The organism is Hymenobacter sp. FMD4, assembly GCF_058932745.1.
In genome coordinates this window covers 40940-59407 of the sequence record NZ_JBZYWH010000014.1, presented here as the reverse complement: position 1 = coordinate 59407, position 18468 = coordinate 40940, and the positions used below count along the sequence as shown (strand labels likewise).

Annotated in this window: 17 protein-coding genes; 11 read left to right on the top strand and 6 right to left on the bottom strand. The window is 56.9% G+C overall.

The features are described 5' to 3' along the window. Nucleotides 1-45: 45 nt before the first annotated feature. The gene (murB, locus tag AC5FXY_RS13780; protein ID WP_493557269.1) at nt 46-1071 is read right to left on the bottom strand and encodes a UDP-N-acetylmuramate dehydrogenase; all 1026 of its coding nucleotides are present in this window, start codon (nt 1069-1071) and stop codon (nt 46-48) included. Nucleotides 1072-1190: 119 nt separating this feature from the next. Further along, nucleotides 1191-2588, bottom strand: coding sequence for a sugar MFS transporter (locus AC5FXY_RS13775; protein ID WP_493557268.1), 1398 nt, complete (start codon nt 2586-2588; stop codon nt 1191-1193). 117 nt (nt 2589-2705) lie between these two features. Here AC5FXY_RS13775 and AC5FXY_RS13770 point away from each other — a divergent pair, with 117 nt between their 5' ends. Beyond that, on the top strand, nt 2706-3902 hold the full coding sequence (locus tag AC5FXY_RS13770) for a THUMP domain-containing class I SAM-dependent RNA methyltransferase (protein WP_493557267.1): 1197 nt from the start codon (nt 2706-2708) through the stop codon (nt 3900-3902). A 188-nt stretch (nt 3903-4090) separates the two neighbouring features. On the opposite strand, the gene AC5FXY_RS13765 is transcribed toward AC5FXY_RS13770, so the two are convergent. Next, entirely contained in the window at nt 4091-4456 is a 366-nt protein-coding gene (locus AC5FXY_RS13765; protein WP_493557266.1) for a DoxX family protein, read from the bottom strand. Nucleotides 4457-4677: 221 nt separating this feature from the next. On the opposite strand from AC5FXY_RS13765, the gene AC5FXY_RS13760 reads away from it, so the two are divergent. Further along, on the top strand, nt 4678-5373 hold the full coding sequence (locus tag AC5FXY_RS13760; protein WP_493557265.1) for a DUF4386 domain-containing protein: 696 nt from the start codon (nt 4678-4680) through the stop codon (nt 5371-5373). Nucleotides 5374-5434: 61 nt separating this feature from the next. Here the strand turns inward: AC5FXY_RS13760 and AC5FXY_RS13755 are convergent, their stop codons facing one another. Both AC5FXY_RS13755 and AC5FXY_RS13750 read right to left on the bottom strand, forming a co-directional pair. After that, nucleotides 5435-6019, bottom strand: a complete 585-nt coding sequence (locus AC5FXY_RS13755) for a Crp/Fnr family transcriptional regulator (protein ID WP_493557264.1) — start codon at nt 6017-6019, stop codon at nt 5435-5437. A 211-nt stretch (nt 6020-6230) separates the two neighbouring features. Then, nucleotides 6231-6566 carry a potassium transporter KefB gene (locus AC5FXY_RS13750; protein WP_493557263.1) on the bottom strand — a complete coding sequence of 112 codons (336 nt, stop codon included), beginning with the start codon at nt 6564-6566 and terminating at the stop codon, nt 6231-6233. 924 nt (nt 6567-7490) lie between these two features. On the opposite strand from AC5FXY_RS13750, the gene recQ reads away from it, so the two are divergent. The 8 genes from recQ to AC5FXY_RS13710 all read left to right on the top strand — a co-directional run bounded on the left by recQ (nt 7491) and on the right by AC5FXY_RS13710 (nt 17325). Next, the gene (gene recQ, locus AC5FXY_RS13745) at nt 7491-9743 is read left to right on the top strand and encodes a DNA helicase RecQ (RefSeq protein WP_493557262.1); all 2253 of its coding nucleotides are present in this window, start codon (nt 7491-7493) and stop codon (nt 9741-9743) included. A gap of 411 nt (nt 9744-10154) precedes the next feature. Further along, the gene (locus AC5FXY_RS13740; protein WP_493557261.1) at nt 10155-10805 is read left to right on the top strand and encodes a hypothetical protein; all 651 of its coding nucleotides are present in this window, start codon (nt 10155-10157) and stop codon (nt 10803-10805) included. 103 nt (nt 10806-10908) lie between these two features. Continuing rightward, nucleotides 10909-11607 (top strand): DUF2306 domain-containing protein, encoded by a 699-nt coding sequence (locus tag AC5FXY_RS13735; protein WP_493557260.1) that lies wholly within the window; start codon nt 10909-10911, stop codon nt 11605-11607. A 143-nt stretch (nt 11608-11750) separates the two neighbouring features. Next, complete coding sequence (locus tag AC5FXY_RS13730) at nt 11751-12620, top strand: hypothetical protein (protein WP_493557259.1); 870 nt, start codon at nt 11751-11753, stop codon at nt 12618-12620. Nucleotides 12621-12656: 36 nt separating this feature from the next. Continuing rightward, nucleotides 12657-13523, top strand: a complete 867-nt coding sequence (locus AC5FXY_RS13725; protein WP_493557258.1) for a hypothetical protein — start codon at nt 12657-12659, stop codon at nt 13521-13523. Nucleotides 13524-13750: 227 nt separating this feature from the next. After that, nucleotides 13751-14587 (top strand): helix-turn-helix domain-containing protein, encoded by an 837-nt coding sequence (locus AC5FXY_RS13720; protein ID WP_493557257.1) that lies wholly within the window; start codon nt 13751-13753, stop codon nt 14585-14587. Nucleotides 14588-14847: 260 nt separating this feature from the next. Further along, nucleotides 14848-15567 carry a pirin family protein gene (locus AC5FXY_RS13715; protein WP_493557256.1) on the top strand — a complete coding sequence of 240 codons (720 nt, stop codon included), beginning with the start codon at nt 14848-14850 and terminating at the stop codon, nt 15565-15567. Nucleotides 15568-16005: 438 nt separating this feature from the next. Beyond that, nucleotides 16006-17325 carry an erythromycin esterase family protein gene (locus AC5FXY_RS13710; protein WP_493557255.1) on the top strand — a complete coding sequence of 440 codons (1320 nt, stop codon included), beginning with the start codon at nt 16006-16008 and terminating at the stop codon, nt 17323-17325. Between the two features lie 23 nt (nt 17326-17348). On the opposite strand, the gene AC5FXY_RS13705 is transcribed toward AC5FXY_RS13710, so the two are convergent. After that, nucleotides 17349-17744, bottom strand: coding sequence for a hypothetical protein (locus AC5FXY_RS13705; protein ID WP_493557254.1), 396 nt, complete (start codon nt 17742-17744; stop codon nt 17349-17351). 136 nt (nt 17745-17880) lie between these two features. Here AC5FXY_RS13705 and AC5FXY_RS13700 point away from each other — a divergent pair, with 136 nt between their 5' ends. Beyond that, nucleotides 17881-18318 carry a DoxX family protein gene (locus AC5FXY_RS13700; RefSeq protein WP_493557253.1) on the top strand — a complete coding sequence of 146 codons (438 nt, stop codon included), beginning with the start codon at nt 17881-17883 and terminating at the stop codon, nt 18316-18318. The last annotated feature ends 150 nt before the right edge of the window (nt 18319-18468 follow it).

Below are 18468 nucleotides of genomic sequence, written 5' to 3'. Positions count from 1 at the left end.
TTTGGCAAGCTTATAGGCATACAATGGATGACCCGTAAGGCGGTATTACAAAATATTGACCTCGGGATGCAATTCCACCCCGAACTTGTCGCGTACTGATGCAATGATCTGCTGGGCCAACTCGCGTACTTCGGAGCCCGAAGCGCCGCCGTGGTTTACCAGCACCAAGGCCTGCCGGTCGTGCACGCCGTAGGTGCCGCGGCGGTGGCCTTTCCAGCCGCACTGCTCAATCAGCCAGCCGGCAGGCACTTTCACGCCACCCGGCACTGGGTAGCCGGGAATGGTGGGATGCTCGGCTTTCAGCGCGTCGAACTTGGCCTGCGATACTTCCGGATTCTTGAAAAACGAGCCCGCATTCCCAATCTGGGTGGGGTCGGGCAGCTTGCTGCGTCGTATGCTGATGACGGCCTGGCTCACCTGCTGCGGCGTGGGCTCGTCGGTGATGCCCATTTCTTCCAATGTAGTCTGGATGGCGCCGTACGACACATTGGGCTGGTAGCGCCGGTGCAGCCGCAGTACCACGCTCGTCACGATGTACTGGTTTTTGAGTGGCCCCTTAAATACCGACTCGCGGTAGCCGAAGCCGCATTCTTCGTGCGTGAAGCGGCGCAGCTGTCCAGTGCTGATTTCCATGGCTTCCAGGTACTCGAAGGCATCCTTCAGCTCCACACCGTACGCGCCAATGTTCTGCAGCGGCGCAGCCCCCACCGTGCCCGGTATCAGCGACAGGTTTTCGATGCCCGCCAGGTTCTGCTCCAGCGCAAACTCCACCAGCCCGTGCCAGGAGTCACCGGCGCCAGCCAGCACCAGGGCCGTTTCGGCATTGTCGTCGGTTAGTACTTCCAGACCGCGGATTTCATTTTTCAGCACCACGCCATCGAAGTCGCGGGTAAACAGCACGTTGGAGCCGCCGCCCAGGACTAGCTTTTCGGCCTGTTGCACTTCCGGGAGCCGCAACAGCTCGCGCAACTCATCGGCGCTACTGAAACAGCCAAACAAGCGCGCCTTTACATCGATGCCGAAGGTGTTGTAGGGGCGGAGGGAAACGTCGTGCTGAAGCTGAGCGGACATAATAGGAGGGGTAATGCAGCTGCAAAGGTAGTGCACTGTGCCGGGCAGCCGATGAAAACCACAGCGCCCGTGACCAAGCTTGGCCGCGGGCGCTGTGAGAATTACTGGCGAAAGGAGTCTTACCGCACCCGGTAGCCGCTCAGGGCGTAGTAGAGTAGGTAAGCGTAGCAGAGCGCCGGAATGACAAACGCCACCTGCAAGCCGCCGCCGTATGTGGCTATCCAACCCATGAGCAGCGGTACAATGGCGCCGCCCACAATGGCCATGATCAGATAAGACGAGCCCTGCTTGGTAAATGGCCCAAGTCCTTTGATAGCCAAGGGGAAAATAACGGGCCACATGATGGAGTTCATCAGCCCGCAGAGCACGATCAGCCACAACGCAATTTCGCCCTGCAACAAAATGGAAGCCAGTACGAAGGCCACGCCGGCGGCGCACACTGCGGCCAGAGCTTTGCGGTCATTCACGCGGCTCAGCAAGGGAATGCCCACCACACGCCCTACCAGCGAGCCAAACCAGTACGAGGCCACCAGTACGGCACCTACTTCTTTGGTAAAGCCGGCAGTGGTATTAATCGGGGCCGGGGACTGACCCAGCAACACGGCAACAAAGTTGGTGGCAACGTTCAGGCCGCTGACCAGGGTTTGAGTAAACCCACTCAGCTGCGTAATGCCCTGCGACTCGCCGTAACGGATCAGGAACGAGCCTAGGCCTACTTCCACACCCACGTATAGGAAAATAGCCGCTACGCCTAGCACCAGGTGCGGAAAAGCCAGCGCCGAGGTGCGGCCCGCAGTGGTAGGCAGGGACTGCGCGTCGTCATCCGAAGGCAAGCTCTCGATTTCGGGCAGGCGCAGGGTGAAAAATACGGCGGCTAGCACGGTCAGAAACACCGCAAGGCCGATGTACGGACCCTTGACCAGCGTGGCTTCTTCCGCAAGGCGCTGCTCCATAGGCATAGCCGCGAGACGGGCCTTTAGCGCCACCGAGCCGCCAAACAGCAGCATGCCGCCCAACAGCGGCGAGAGCGTGCCGCCGAGGTTGTTGGCCACGCCCACGATGCTCACGCGGCTGGCTGCCCGGTTGGCCGGCCCGAGCACCGACACGTACGGATTGGCTGCCACTTGCAGCAGCGTGACGCCTGCCCCGAGCACGCTCAAACCCAGCAGGAACATGGCAAAAGTGCGCGTATTGGCCGCCGGGATAAAGAGCAGTGCCCCGGCCGCCATCACCAGCAGGCCCAGCACGATGCCGCGCTGGTAGCCCAGGCGCTTGAGCACGTAGCCCGCCGGCAGCGACATCAGGAAATAAGCCCCGAAGAAGGCAAACTGCACCAGCGACGACTGCAAGTCGGTCAGCTGACACACGTCCTTCAGGTAGGGCATGAGTACGTCGTTGAAGTTGGTGACGGCGCCGAACAGGAAGAATAGCGACGTCATGGCCACCATGGGCACGGCGTAACTGCGCACGGAGGCCGTGCCAGTAGAGGGAGAAGAGGAAGTAATGGGAGCGGCCATGCAGGCGGTGCTTTTCGGGGAAAGAAGGGCTTAAATATAACAAACGGCTGCCCGAAGCCGGGGCTCCTGCGGGCTTTTGCGCACCTTTGTGGCCTCGTTTTTCTAATCTGCTTGCGTATGGCCTCCCGTTCCGCCGACATGTACCTGACCGCCACCACCCAGTTTGGCCTCGAAGAGCTCCTGGCCGAAGAGTTGCGCCAGCTAGGCGCCCGGGAAATCCAGGTCGGCAACCGGGCCGTGGAATTCATCGGTACCAAGCAACTGCTTTACGAAGCCGTGCTCTGGTGCCGCACCGCCATGCGCATCATGATGCCTTTCGCTGATTTTGCGGCCCCTGACGAGCGCAGCCTCTACCGCGAAGTCAGCCGCATCGACTGGAGCCAATACCTCACGTCTGATCAGACCTTCGCCATTACGGCCGTCACCAACCGCTCCACCCTGGAGCACTCGCTTTACATTGCGCAGCTGACCAAGGATGCCATCGTGGATCAGTTCCGCACGCGCACCGGTCGCCGGCCCAGCGTCGATCCGGTGAAGCCCGATGTGCGCCTGCACTTGCACCTGCTCGAAAACGAGGCCATTTTGTCGCTCGACGCGGCGGGTGAGTCCTTGCACCGGCGCGGCTACCGCCAACTCACCAACGAGGCGCCCATGAACGAAGTGCTGGCCGCCGGCTTGGTGCTGCTCACCGGCTGGGACGGCCGCCGGCCCCTCATCGACCCCATGTGCGGCTCGGGCACCATCCTCTGCGAAGCCGCCATGATTGCGCAGCGCATCGCGCCGGGCCTCTACCACCAAGGTGACTTTGCTTTCCAGCACTGGCCCGATTTCGATCAGGCCCTGTGGGACACCGTGGTGATGGACGCCCGGCAGGCCCGCCTGGAAGAACCGCAGGCTTACCTTGCCGGCTCCGATCTGTCGGCCGAAACCCTGGAGCGCGCCCGGCAAAACGTAGCTGCTGCCGACCTCGAAGACTTTATCCGCCTGGCCGTTCGTGACGTGCGCGCCGCCCAGCCGCCCAAAAACGAGGAGCCCGGCATCATCCTTTCGAATCCGCCCTACGGCGAGCGAATCGGGGCCGAAGCCGAAATGGCCGGCCTTTACAAAACCATAGGTGACACGCTCAAAACAAACTTCCAAGGCTACGATGCCTACCTTTTCACTGGCAACCTGGAAGCTGCCAAAAGCGTGGGCCTGCGCACCTCCCGCCGCGTCCCGCTCTACAATGGTCCCATCGAGTGCCGCCTGCTGAAGTACGAGTTGTATCGCGGCTCGCGCAAAGCCCCAAAAGAGGATCCTAAAACCGAAGAGTAGCAGCACAGAGCCTTCCTCCGCAGCAGAGGGCACGCTCTGCCATAAGCAAACTGGGCTGATTTACCGGCATGGCTGACGTTGTCTAATCAGCGTCGAAGACCAAAAGCGCTTGCTAAACCCTCAGCCGCATCGCCCAACCGTTTCCACTCACCAGCCAGCCACGCATGTGACTGGCTGGTTTGTTATTACTACCCGTGCCTTGCCACCCGCGTGTACCGCCAGGCCCACCAGATAAGCAAGCCCTGCACCGGCAGCCGTGCCCATAGCGCCCACTGCGGCAAGCCCAGCCCGCCGCCCGGCAGCGTCGTCATGTACACATTTGCTGGAAATACTGCCAGCAGCAGCGCCACCAGCCCCCAGGCGGCCCACCGCCGCGTGCGGCGCGGCAGCAGCCCCAGGCCCAGCCCTATTTCCGCCGCCCCGCTCAGGGACACCAGCAGATCCGGCTCTGGCAGCCACGGCGGCACGATGCGAATGAACGGCTCTGGCTGCATAAAATGCAGCACGCCGGCCATGATAAAAAGAGTGGAGAGGGTAAATACTTGAAAACGCATCGGCGATAATTAAGCGTGCAGGCAAACGCTAGACGATATTACCTGTGTGAAGATGCATAAGCCACGAGCAATAGCTACCCTTTGGTAGTTTCTCCAACGAGGTACAGGGAGCAGCGGCACGGGAAACAGCCGCGGCACTTCTTACCCAAAGTCAATGCGCTGAGAAATTCTGGATGCCAGCTTTGAGGCGGTCTTTCTCACCACCTCAAACGGGTACTTTCATGGACAAGAAGCACAAACGACAGGCGTTGATTGCGGGTACTTCGCTGGTCGTAATGGCAGCAGTAGCGGGGTTCGGCTACGGGTATGCTTTCCAGCAGATTTATGTTCCCGGGGACGAAGCAGCCACGTTGCACAATGTAAACCACCAGGGTGGATTGGTCACGGGGGTTATTGCAGCCTTCGCCATTATCGTCGTCTTGGATATCGTAGTGGCGTGGGGTTTATATGCACTATTGAGGCCGGTAGACACTAAGCTGGCTGCGCTGACTACCGGACTGCGGCTGATCTACGCCGCCGTGCTTGGCGGGGCTGTGGCGCAATTGCTGCCCGTAGCAAACTTGGTCGGTACGCCGATAAGCCAACGAGGCGTCGTTACTGAGTGTTTTCAATACTTTCTCAGCATTTGGGCTGCCGGCCTGGTATTGTTTGGGCTCCATCTAATAATCCTCGGGGTTATCCTGCTGAAAGCCTTCTTTGCCCCGAAGCCAATCAGCTACGCGGCCATCGTCGCCGGGGCTTGCTATTTCGTCAGCAACCTGCTGACGGTAACCGTTCCCGCTTACCTGCCGCACAAGCCCAATGTTGAAGCCGTATTGGCACTGCCCATGGCGCTGGGCGAGTTGATGCTGGCCGTATGGCTGATCCATAAAGGCTTGCATAAGGTGAAGCAGCGTACAGCAGTAACGGTTTCATGAACAGCGCATACCCGTGGCAGAGACTGTAGCGTAGCGAAGCCCAGGCTGCAAGCAAAGCGGTTTACCGATGGTCCTTTGCCTGCATTCTTTTCTTTATCCGGCTCAATGACTCGGGCGTTACGCCCAAATAGCTGGCGAGTTGGTGCTGGGGCACCCTTTGCAGCAAATAAGTCCTCTCTTTCAGGATAGTAAGGTAGCGCTCTGCGGGAGAGGAGGTAACAAATCTTGCGTAAGCGTCCTGCGTCCTTCCAAAATCCTCCTCCATCATTTTTCGGGTAATGCGTTCCAACATGGGAAAGCTTCGGAATAGCGCCTCGTCTTTTGCCGGATTCCCGATCAGCAAACAAGAATCTTCATTGCACACCAAGTAGCTGCTGGCCGCAGACTGATTCGTGTAGCTTGTAAACATTACTGCGGCCTGGCCTTCGGTGTAAAACGCAGTGGTTTTTTCGGTGCCGTCCAGAAGCCGATATTGCCTCAGGCAGCCTTTAAGCACGAAATAACAATCTGCACAAACCTCTCCCTCTTTTACCAGAATCGTATCCTTTTGATAGTTTCTGACTGTCAGTAAGCCAGCCAGTTCATCAATTTCTTCGCTGGTAAAAGAGTCAAAACTAGTCAGGAATTGGAGCAGCTCGTTTGCCATGGATTGTTAAGTGGGCTTAGCATCTAACCTCAGGCAGCTCTAAGCAAGCCACGAAAGCTCCTGACGATTCTTTAGGAAAAGGTACCGCTTTAGCCACGAAAGCGGCAGCTTAAGCAGCGCAAGCCAGTAGAGGTGAGCTTCTCCTCCCAACTGGCTTGCGCTGCTTAGGGTGGACCTAACTTACTTCGGCACTCGGAAGCCGTCGAATCGGTTAATCCCACATGGTGCCATCCAGCCCCAGCACGGTAGTTATCCAGAGCAGGAAGAAGTAAGCAACTGCGCTCAGTACGTTGGCTAGAGCCTTTTTCCAACCACCCTGGCTGCGCAAAATATCCATAAAGTGATAAAAACTGCCGCCCAAAGCACCCCCGATGGTTACTGAAATCAAGGGGCGGAGGTACCAGAATCTTGGCCAGTGCGCGTCTGGTTCACCGGCATTGAGCAAGAAAATGCTGATCAACGCTAGACCAATGATGGCACCTATCAATGCCCGTTTGCTGAGTGGGGCCGGGTGTAGCGGCTGCCGTAGTTCTTGTTGCTTGTACATGGTTGGTACCTTTTAGGGGTTCGACATCTTCCTCTGCTCTCTAAGCACCTACGGTGGGGGGTGAGAAGGATGTCTTTAATTTAAAGAACTTTGAGTTTCAAAGTAAATGGGTGTACGTGAACTCGCCAAGGAAAGTATTGGAAATATTATCTACTAAGGAGCTGTTGTGTAACCCACACCATAATCGAACGGCTAGTCGATCTTTGTTGCAAATGGTTACAATGGAATCAGGCTTATAAATTATTTGCTATGAACGCGTTGGGTGCTTCGCTAGTAAGATGAAATAAGCCGTGCACACGCAGGCATAAACAGGGCAGCATACGGGAAATAGCATTTTTTGACCGTAACCAAGGCTGGGTTATGGCTACGTGGCCGCATGGCAGTGGGGAACAGCATTATATTTTCGATTAGCCCCTAATTGCTCATAGCTGCCGCCCAGCGCAAGAAGTTACCGGTTAGTTGGTACGCCCTTTCTCGCTTGCTACACGGTTCGGTCGGGACAAATGACGCGGCACGGACCTAACGGCTCTCGGCTGCACAGTTATAAAGCATCAATTCGTCGGCCGCAGCATCTCGCCTAGTCTCGTCCGGCTCGATTCCGTCACTTTCATTTTCCCGCTGCGGCTTACTTCTCTGCATCAGCCTACTGCTTTGGGTCTTTCACCTGTGGGGTGGGGGCAGATGGTAGCCGGCATCCGCCCGTTTCATTGCGCAGGCACACTAAATCCGTCATGCATGGCGCAGGTCAGTAGTGTCTATCTGGCCATTGGCAGCTGGGTTGCCGCTATACGGTTACCGGCGCAGGGCAGAGAGAAAGTGCTAGCGGCACTACCTTACCCAGGGCGTTGGCGCTTGCGCACGTTTTTAGCTTTTTGATAGTTTACTTAGCTCGGAACTCCTGCCGAACCGTCGTATTTTTACCTCATGTTATTCGATACTGCTCCGCTTGCCCCCACGCTCGACTCGGCCCGCCGCATCCTGAAGCAATATTACGGCTACGACTCGTTCCGGCCTATGCAACAGGACATCATCAAGAGCATCCTGAGCGGCCGCGATACGGTGGTGCTGATGCCCACGGGCGGCGGCAAGTCGGTGTGCTTTCAGGTGCCTGCCATGGTGCAGGAAGGTGTGTGCGTGGTCGTGTCGCCGCTCATCGCCCTGATGAAGGACCAGGTGGAAGCGCTGAAGGCCAACGGCATCACGGCTGCCTGCATCAATAGCAGCATTGGGCAGGCCGAGCAAAACAGCATCGGTAAAGCTTGCCACGCCAATGCCCTGAAGCTGCTGTACGTGTCGCCGGAAAAACTGCTTTCGGAAGGGTTTCTGAGCTTTCTGAAGCGCATCAAGGTCAGCATGTTTGCCATCGACGAAGCGCACTGCATCTCGTCGTGGGGCCACGATTTTCGGCCCGAATACACCCAGCTGCGGGTATTGCGTGAGCAATTCCCGGAGGTGCCCATCATTGCCCTTACCGCCACTGCCGACCGCCTTACTCAGCGCGACATTCAGCAGCAGCTGCGCCTGAACGATCCGCAGGTATTTCTGTCGTCGTTTGACCGGCCGAACCTCTCGCTGAGCGTGCGCCCCGGCCAGGACCGCGTGACCAGCATCGTAAGCTACGTGAAGCAGCGGCCCACCGAGCCCGGCATAGTGTACTGCCTTTCGCGCAAGCAGTGCGAAACGCTGGCCGGCAAGCTCAAGGAAAAGGGCTTTCGGGCCGGCTTTTACCACGCTGGCATGACCGACCGCGCCCGCTCTGAGGTGCAGGAGCAGTTTCTGCGCGACGATTTGCAGGTGATTTGCGCTACGGTGGCCTTCGGCATGGGTATCGACAAGAGCAACGTGCGCTGGGTAATTCATTACAACCTGCCCAAAAACATCGAGGGATACTACCAGGAAATCGGGCGCGGCGGCCGCGACGGCGCCCCCGCCGAGGCCGTGCTGTTCTACAGCTATGCCGACGTGGCCCAGTTGCGCGACATGATTACCAAGGACGCCGATCCGCGCCTGGCCCAGCTGAATACCACCAAGTTGGAGCGCATGCAGCAGTTTGCCGAAGCCGCGTCTTGCCGCCGGCGCATTCTGCTAGCATACTTCGGCGAGGTGCTGGATAAGGACTGCGGCAACTGCGACATCTGCCGCAACCCACCCGTGACTTTCGACGGCACCGAGCTGGCGCAGAAGGCCCTTTCGGCCGTGGCGCGCACCCGCGAAGCCGCTCCGCTCACGCTCATCTGCGATGTGCTGCTGGGTCGCCGCAACCAGGCTGTCATCTCACGGGGTTACGATCAGATCAAAACCTTCGGCGCGGGCGCTAACCTGACTTTCCTTGACTGGCAAAGCTACCTGCACCAGCTCCTGAATGACGGGCTGCTGTACATCGCCTACGAGCAAGGCTACGCCCTCAAGCTCACTGATCTTGGCTGGCAAGTGCTTAAGGGCGAGCGAAAGCAGCAGCTAAAGCAGTTTCAGGTACCCTCCAAAACCGAGAAAGCACCCAAAGGCCGTGCTGCCAAAGCCGCTACTGGTCAGCGTTTGCCCTCCGTCACCGACGATTTGTTCGACCGCCTGCGTCAGCTGCGCAAGCGCATCGCCGACGAGCAGGGCGTGCCGCCCTACGTGGTGTTCTCGGATACTACGTTGCAGGAAATGGCCATCGAGCGGCCGCGTACGCGCACGGCTATGCTGGCCATTTCGGGGGTAGGCATGAAGAAGTTTGAAACGTACGGTCAGCCCTTTATCGAGCTCATTACTGAGCACGCCGGCGCCCCCAGCCCCGACGACGTGGCGGATGAGCCCGGCGACGATGAGCCAGCCGCCGCTGCCCCAAAGAAGCGCGCCGCACCCGGCAGCACCTACCTGGATTCGTGGAAACTGCACCGGCAGGGCCTGACCGTGGAGCAGATTGCCGAGCAGCGTGGCTTGTCGCCGAGCACGGTGAAGTCGCACCTCGAAACGCTTTACGAGAAAGGCTACCAGTTGCGCACCGAAGAGTTTTTGAGCATGGATGACTTCGCCCGCATTCGCGACGCTGTGCACGAACTGGGTGCTGACTTCCGCCTGCGCGACCTATTCGACCACCTGCGGGAGAAGTACGATTACTTCCAGCTCCGCGTAGCGCTGACTTACGACAAACGCCTGCGTGGCGAGCTGCCTACGCAGCCCGTAGAAGCGTAGGCTGCATTCTTCAAGAAGTAGAAACCGCCCGCAGTGCCGCCGCGCTGCGGGCGGTTTTGCGTTGGTGGCCAACGGTACTTACTCAAGAATATTTGTGCTCCTGTACAATAAGCCCCAGACTATATAGCGTTCAGTAGTCGCTTTGGCGCAGGTGCTGCCGAATGCGCCCGGTCCTGGCGGCCCGCTGTTTTCTCAAGTCTACATCTGACCTCCGACTGTTCGCACTTCAGCCGTGCGAGGCAGATCCTTATTGTCCGTTGATTCGCTTCTAATTAACACTTCTAAATGACAAACTGCCGCGTGTGCCTACTGCTGCTAGCGGGCCTGTGACTTAGCTTCACCGACAAAAAAACGGCGCCCAAACCGCCGGAGAGAAACACCAAAGTAACTCTGCCAGTAGCGCCGCAACGAGTGCTAACTACCAAAGGCGTCGCGGGCAAAACGGCGACGTTCTTTGCCACCCATGACCACACCAGCTGGTGGCGAAACGAGCTGAGGAATAGCCCCGAAAGCCACGGATTCATGGGCGGCGACTTTTACCGTGTAGATGTGGCGCTGCTATCGGTACGGCGCGATGCGCAGTTGGCCAACGTATACCACGTGCGCGGCAAGCAGCGCTACAAAGGCACTGTTACTGCCTTTAGTGGCACATGCACGCTTGATAGGCTTGAAAAGGAAACGGTAGAACGCGTCCGTAACAATGTGCTGGAAACCAAAACCCTGGTGACGGCAGCCACCGGTACCTACCGGTTTCAGCTTACGCCCGCCAGCCGCGGCGTGCTTTCCGGCGATGTGCGGGTTAATCTGAGCCCCGATCCATACCCCAGCGGCTCTCCGAAGCCCGTGGGCTACACGTTCGATGGGGAATGGCGCAAGCCCAACGGGCAATACAAGGGCATGATGTGGTCGAATGACTTGTTTGCGCTGGGCAACTCCGTGCTGGGCGACTTTGAGGTTGGAATGCGCGGCCCCCATATCAATCCCAAATACTACAGCTCGGGCTGGGATACCTACTGGGAAAACGAAGAGTGGTGGACGCTGACGGTAGCGCAGCGAAAATAAACGCCAAGCCTAAGCAAAATCAGCACCCAAACAAGCCTAGGTTATGGGGACAAATTGCTATTTTAAACTATAGCGCGGGGCCCCATAAATCATTGCATTTTCTATGTCGATATACACCGTTGGCAATCGGTTGGTGCAGGGGGTAATGGGGGCGGGAATTGTGGTCTTCAGCCTGATCATGCTGGAGAAGGTAGTGCCGTACCTGAGCTTCGAGCCAGGCATTCATTTTCTGACTACAAAGTCGGAGGCCGTTAATGCCCATGCTGTGTTTCGGGTGGGTTTTTACGTGCACATCATCAGCAGCCTGTGGCTGATGGTAGCCGGGCTAGTGCAGTTTTTTCCGGGGCTCACGCGCCGCCACCGCGCCACGCACCGCTGGATAGGCAAGCTGTACGTCCTAACGATTTTGGCCTTGGCGGCGCCGTCGGGGCAGGTATTGGCCGTGTTTGCCAACGGCGGTCTGGCCGCCAAAGTCGGCTTCACGATGCAGTGCATCGTGTGGTGGTTGCTGACGTGGCAAGCGTACCGGCTGGCGCGGCAGCGCCGCTGGCAGGAGCACACCGAATGGATGCTGCGCAGCTACGCTGTGACGCTGGCCGCCATGAGCTTACGACTGGAGAGCTACACCATGTACTACCTGTTCGAAACCAAGCCCATCGAAACCTACCTCACCGTGACGTGGCTCTCGTGGACGGGCAATTTACTAGTGGCTGAGGTACTGATTCAGGCTGGGCTCGGTAAGCGAATGCTGCGCAACTTCTTCGCGGCTCAGAAGGCCGAGCCACAGGCGGTGACTGCCTGAGTCTGATAGGCGATTCATCGTTTGTGACTAATGAAAATAAGTATCGTGCTGCTGCTGAAATCTTGGCGGCGGTGCCGTAAATTCATACGCCGCTTGTTCTTCGTCACACCGTACTCTCCGCGTCACCTAAGTCCTAACGCACCATGAGCAACAAGCACCTAACCGTAGCAGCCGCCTTGGCGCTGTTATTGGGCGCCTGCCAGCGCCACGTAGAGGGAGATAAGGCCAGCATCACGGCCGTGCACACCAAGCCTGCCGCCGAAATTGCCGCCGCGCCAGCTGTGCCCGAGCCCATCGTTGAGGTCAGCACCTCTGAGCCTGTAGCGACGAGCCATTTGACGCCCGAAATGCAGGCCTTGATGCAGCAGCAGGACTTGGCCAAGCTCTGGCAGCAGGACGTGGAAAACAGCCGCGCACTCGATGGCTTTTTCGGCGAGGATCATTACCGCATCGAACTGGCTTTGCTCTCGGTGGAGAAAGACGCGACGCAGCCGCACGTGTACCACGTTAAAGGCAAAAACCGCTTCAAAAAGCGCGTCACCCCGTTTGAGGGCACACTTACCATTACTAACATCAAAGAGCTGGCAGTACCCCAGGATGAGCATCCCGAGGACTTTCAGGGGGGATTTTACACAGCCACTGGCACGTTGGTGCTTCGTGAAGAGACATCGGCCAGGGGCGCGGGCGTATTTGAGGGCAAGCTATCCACTGATTTTGCCGTGCCAACCGGCAACGGCAAGGCGCTAAAGTTGTGGTACGGGCCCGGAACCGAAAACTCACCCACGCAAGGCAGCGGCTTTAAGTTCGACGGCCGCTGGACCGACAATCAGACCCACGAAAGCAAGCCCGTGGTGTGGGCCGATAACTTTCTGGCCGTGGCCACTGATGTGCTTAAAGACTTTGTGGTGGGGGAACGGGACGTTACCATCAACCCCAAATACGCTAAAGTGGGCTGGAACAATTACTGGGAAAACGACGAGTGGTGGGCTGATGCCAAAATCGTGAGATTGTAGCGGCTTGCCGCAGGCCTTAAGTGAGAGCCATATGCCATGATAAACAACAAGTTGCTCTCGCTGGCCGCCATCGGCCTGCTGCTTAGCGCCTGTCAGCGACCGGTAGAGTCGGGAACGGCAGTGGCAGCTGCCCCAACTGTCTTGGCAATGCAGGCCAAGCCCATTCAGCCAGCTGCTGAGCTGCCCTATAAAGAGTCTAAAGCGGTGACCTTATCGGCTGATGTGCTCAGTTTTCTGCGGGAAACTGATTTGGCTGCCTTGTGGCTGCCCGATCCGGAGTTGGTGGCCAATCCATCGGAGGAAACGCCGGCCATGCAAGGCTTTTTCGGGCCCGATCAGCACCGGATAGAGTTTATCCTGACCAGCGTAGTGCGCGATTCTATTGATCCTGCGCTGTATCACCTACGGGGTAAGAATCGGTTCAAAGGCCGTGTGCTGTCGATAGAAGGCCGGTTGCAGATTACGCAGGTGGCCAATCTGGAAGTCGTAAAAGGCAGACCGGGGCCTTATACATCGGCCCATGCAAGCGTAGGGCAATTCGAGCTAACAGAAATCGGTGGCCACGAGGGCACAGGAGTTTTCCGCGGCTACGTGTCGTCTGACTTCGGCCTCAACGGGACCCGGCCAGAACTGGTGTATTGGGGTTACACAAAGGAATCTATGGTAGCCAAAGGCTTGGGGTGCCGGTTTGAGGGGCAATGGACCGACCACCGCACCGGAAGGCAAAAAAACGTGGTATGGAGCAACAACCTGTTCGCCTTAGCAGAGGGCATATTCGCTGATTTCAATGTGGGTGAGCGGGGCCCCGCTATCAACCCGAAGTATGCGAAGAAAGGCTGGGACACATATTGGGAAAATAATGAATGGTGGGCCGAGCCACATAAAGTCAGTGTAAGTCTGTGACCAACCGCTCATTAATTATGAGGCCCTTCGGGTAGGCTTAAGACTTGAATAAGCAGAGCAGCCGTGATATAGCGGGAATAAATCAGCTTCTAAACAGCTCATCCATTCAATTCAAAAAAAACTAAAAAATATCTGCTAATTGAATTAGTAAAAGTTTCTTGCTGTTGCTACCTTCACGAGCCGGCAAGCCACTGAGGGCGAATTATGTTAGCCGGCCACCCCGCCCCATGATCAACACGAACCTTAAATTCTGGCGTCGCGAGTTGAGCTTAACCCAAGCCCAACTGGCCGATAAATTAGGCATTAAACGTTCCCTGATTGGGGCGTACGAAGAGGGCCGTGCCGAGCCCAAGCTGACCACGCTGGTAAAAATGGCCCGTCTGTTCGGCATCAGCCTAGATGCGCTGGTAACCACCGACTTTTCCAAGAAGCGCCAAGCCGCCGCCGTGATGCGCCAGTTGCAGAACGTGCCCGCCCTGAACGCTTCCGGCACCGACGGCGTGGCCGTAGCCGACGCCGACCGCACCAAAGGCGAAAACCTGCGCGTGCTGGCCCTGACCGTGGATAAAGACCAGAACGAAAACATCGAGCTGGTGCCGCTGAAAGCCGCTGCGGGCTACCTTAACGGCTACGCCGATCAAGAGTATATCGAGGATTTGCCCAAGTTTCGCCTGCCCATGCTGGGCCAGACCGGCACCTTCCGCGCTTTTGAAATTTCCGGCGACTCCATGCTGCCCATTGCCTCGGGCACCGTCATCGTGGGCCGCTACGTGGCCGACTGGAACGAGGTGAAAGACGGCACGCCGTGCATCGTGGTGAGCAAGAAGGAAGGCATCGTGTTCAAGCGCGTGTACAACCGCCTGAAAGAAGCCGCCACGCTCACCCTGCACTCCGATAACCCGGTGTACTCACCGTACGAAATCGACGTGGAGGACGTGCTTGAAATCTGGGAAGCCAAGAGCTACATCAGCAGCTCGTTCCCGATTGCCGACTTGTCGCTGAACCGTCTGGCCAGCATAGTGCTGGATCTGCAAAAGCAAGTGACTACGTTGAAGAAGGCTTAAGGCCTTCTGCTAACAGCAGCCTTGCCGCTACCCGAGTGATACCACGTGTTGGTGGCGTCCGGGTAGCGGCAAGGTTTTTTGTGTAGTCGGATCAAGCGCTTACGCTTTGAGTAACAGCTCGAAATATTGCGCTTGTGTTATTTATTGAGTAGCTCGGCAGTTGACTTAGGGGGCAGTGTCTAACTTCCCGGCGCTTTGCCGCGTATGCGAGGCAGCTTCCTTTGTATCCTTACCGCAGGACCTAAAGCCTGACTTCAACCATGCTCACCTACATTCCGGCCATCGAACGCTACCACGCCCAGCCCGTCGCCTGGCTCAGCAGCTTCCACCTTTTCAGTTTTGCTGAGTATTACGACCCCAAAAACATGCAATTTGGGCCGTTGCGTGTGTTCAATGACGATACGGTAGCAGCCAATGCTGGCTTTCCGCAGCACCCGCACCACGAAATGGAAATCGTGAGCATTGTGTTGGAAGGCGAGATTACCCACGAGGACACGATGGGTAACAACACCATCATCAAGGCCGGGGAGGTGCAGCGCATGACGGCTGGCACCGGCCTCGCTCACTCCGAGTACAACCGCACCGATAAGCCGCTGCACTTCTATCAGCTGTGGTTCATCCCGAACATGAAGGGCTTGTCGCCCAGCTACGAGCAGAAGGATATTGACTTTCTGGACAGCAGCAACGAACTCATTCCGCTGGTGTCGGGCCAGAAAGTGCTGGAAGATGTGGTCTACATCAACTCCAACAGCACGATTTACTGGAGCAACCTACGCGCTGAAAAGGAAATCGAGTTCAAGACTTTCCCGATCCGACTGACCTTCATCTACGTGAAGGAAGGCACCATCTTCGTCAATGGGACGGAACTAGGCCCCGGCGACCAGGTGCGCTCCACCGACGAGCACGTAGTGCATATTCGGGCGGAACGCGACTCGCAGTTTATGCTGATTGACCTGCCGTCGGCCGAAGCTAATTACTAGTTCTCGTCAGGTGCATTTCCAGTTCCATCCTTTAATTGATTAGGTGGCTGGCTGGGTGGTGCTTTAATTCTATTGTTGCCTCCTTGCTTTAAAGCTTCGTTATTAAAAAAGCCGGTGTGAAGCCGGCTTTTTTATTGGCATATGCTGGCTAGGATTAGTGTTTACTTGTGGTATGTACTTATGAGTCGACCTTGGCGCTAGTTAAATTTCAGTGTTTATTCCCCTGAATTTGGGGGAGTAGATGCCAACATTGACTGCAATTGGCGAGTACTAAACAGGCTGGTTATTCGCAAAGCCTGGAGGTAGCTTACTTATATGCAGTCAATAAATCATTGGGCCAATTGGCTCATAGTTGCTCTTGTAGCTGGGTCTGCCTTCGCTTGCAATGAGCGGCCGGACAGCAACTCGTCGAAGCTAGCCGGTGCCGAGCCAGCCGCAATGACTACGCCCGTGCACCTGGCCAGCCAAACGCAACAAAAGGTTGTTCAACTGCCGCATTATCCGTTGCGCTCCAACAAGGATCTGGATTTGCTGATGGAGCAAATCGGGGATGCCAGAGTGGTATTGCTGGGGGAAGCCTCGCACGGCACACGCGAATATTATACCTGGCGGGCAGCGCTCAGCCAGCGACTGATGCAGGAAAAGGGCTTCAGTTTCATTGCAGTGGAAGGGGAGTGGGCCGATTCGTACCGCGTCAATGACTTCATAAAGGGGCCAAAGCAGGATAGTACAGCGGCGGTGCGGCTGCTGCAACATTACAACCGCTGGCCCACTTGGATGTGGGGCAATTACGAAGTGGCTTCCCTCGTGACCTGGCTAAATGGCTACAACCAAAGCCGGACTGCTGCTAATAAGGTGGGCTTTTTCGGACTAGATGTATACTGTCTGTGGGAATCCTTAGCCGACCTCATGCCGCATCTGCAACGCGCCGACCCCACGCTTCTGCAGGCCGCTCAAAAGGCTCAAAAATGCTTTCAGCCTTACAGCGCCGATGCCCAGGATTATGCCATGGCCGTAGCCCGGGCTGACAAAACGTGCTTCACTGAAACCAACCGCCTCTGGAAAGGCATGGAAAAGCTGACTGGAGGCGCGGTACCCAAAGACGAAAACCTATTCGTGGCTCAGCAGCACGCCTTGGTAGCCGTAAACGGGGAACGATACTACAGCGCTATGACGCGTAGTAATGCTGAATCGTGGAATATCCGCGACCAGCACATGATGCTAACCCTCAAACGCCTCCTCGATTTTCATGGGCCCCAGAGCAAAGCCATTGTGTGGGAACACAACACCCACGTCGGCGATGCCCGCTACACCGATATGGCTAATGGCGGAGAAGTAAACGTAGGGCAACTAGCTAGGCAACAACTGGGACGCGACAATGTGTTTATTGTCGGGTTTGGCTCGTACCAAGGTTCCGTTATAGCGGCCGATGCCTGGGGAGCACCAATCAAGAAAATGCTGGTGCCAGAGGCTAAAGAAGGCAGCTGGGAGCACATGCTGCATGCCGCAGGTGGAGGTAATAAAATTCTATTGTCGAAAGAGCTACGTGAAATTCCCGCGCTAAAGAAGCGCATTGGGCACCGCGCTATCGGCGTGGTCTACAATCCACGGGTGGAGCGATTTGGCAACTACGTGCCATCGGTGATTCCGCAGCGCTACGATGCCTTTATTTATTTAGACAAGACCACCGCGCTTCATCCAATTCAAACCCCAACCAAAGACAACGAACCACCAGATCTGTATCCGTCGGGGACATGAAGCCGGTGCCGCCAATTATTCTTTTACTCAGGCATTTCGGTTGGTTCTGTTGCTTTGGGCTGTGGCGGGCGCAGGCACAAGGCCACGGCGGTGCTGAGCTGATCGTGCGAAACAGAAACAGACTGCACCAGTCGCTCAAAGCGGTGGAGCGTCACTTGCGAATCGGGGCTGTGCGGGCGCTGCCGCGTAGCCACGTGCAGGCTACGGCCATCGGTCCACCAGGCTTCCAAAGCTACGGCGGCCGGCCAAGGAGCCGCAGCGGGCCGCAGCCGGGCTGGCTTGTAAGTGGCTAGGGCCTCGGCAACGGGCAGCAAACGCTCCCGTACCATTGCCTCAAGCACCTCAAAATCACCATCAGGATTGTTGTGCAGGTGCGCGCGCATCTGCTCCAGAAAATCGGGAATAGGAGTTGAGGTCATCGTAGGCGACTACGCAAGCCCAAGGGAGCATGTTGCACCTTTAGACTGCTGAAATTTAGCCGTATTCATAAGCGGTTGCAAGCGGGCAACTTAGCGAGGCGCCATGTGTCCTATAGAAGCCACATATCAAGCGTTTATGCTACTGTCCTTACCCGTGAAGACTTACCCGGAATTGGCAACGTTGGTGTTGCGCTTGTTTGTCGGGGGCGTACTGGTTTATGGTACCCAAGACAATGTATTCAATGAACTGCGGATGCTGGAGTTTCGGGACTTTCTGCAGCAGAATGGGTTTCCCTACCCGTTGCTGTGCGCTTACGTTTCGCCTTGGGTACAGTTTGTCAGCGGCCTGCTGCTGCTAGCAGGTTTGGCTACACGCTTGGCAGCTAGTATCGTGATAGTCAATTTTCTGGAGGCCTTGGCGATGGTGCATTGGGGACTGCCTTTTAACCAGAATATTGCGCCATTGGCCATGCTCGTTGGTGGCGTCTACTTTGGGCTTCGCGGAGCAGGTTATTACTCGCTGGATGCTCATTGGCAGAGGAGAAAAGAGCACCGAATGTCAGTCACGGCTTAACTATCCGACCAGGGTATATATAAAACAAGCCCCGACCAGCTGGCCGGGGCTTGCCGCCCGTGAATTAGCCTTCACTCACTACTAGTTCGCGGGTTGGGGAACGTTGACTGCCCGGACAAGGCCAAAGCAGTGAATTAAAAGTTGGTTTGG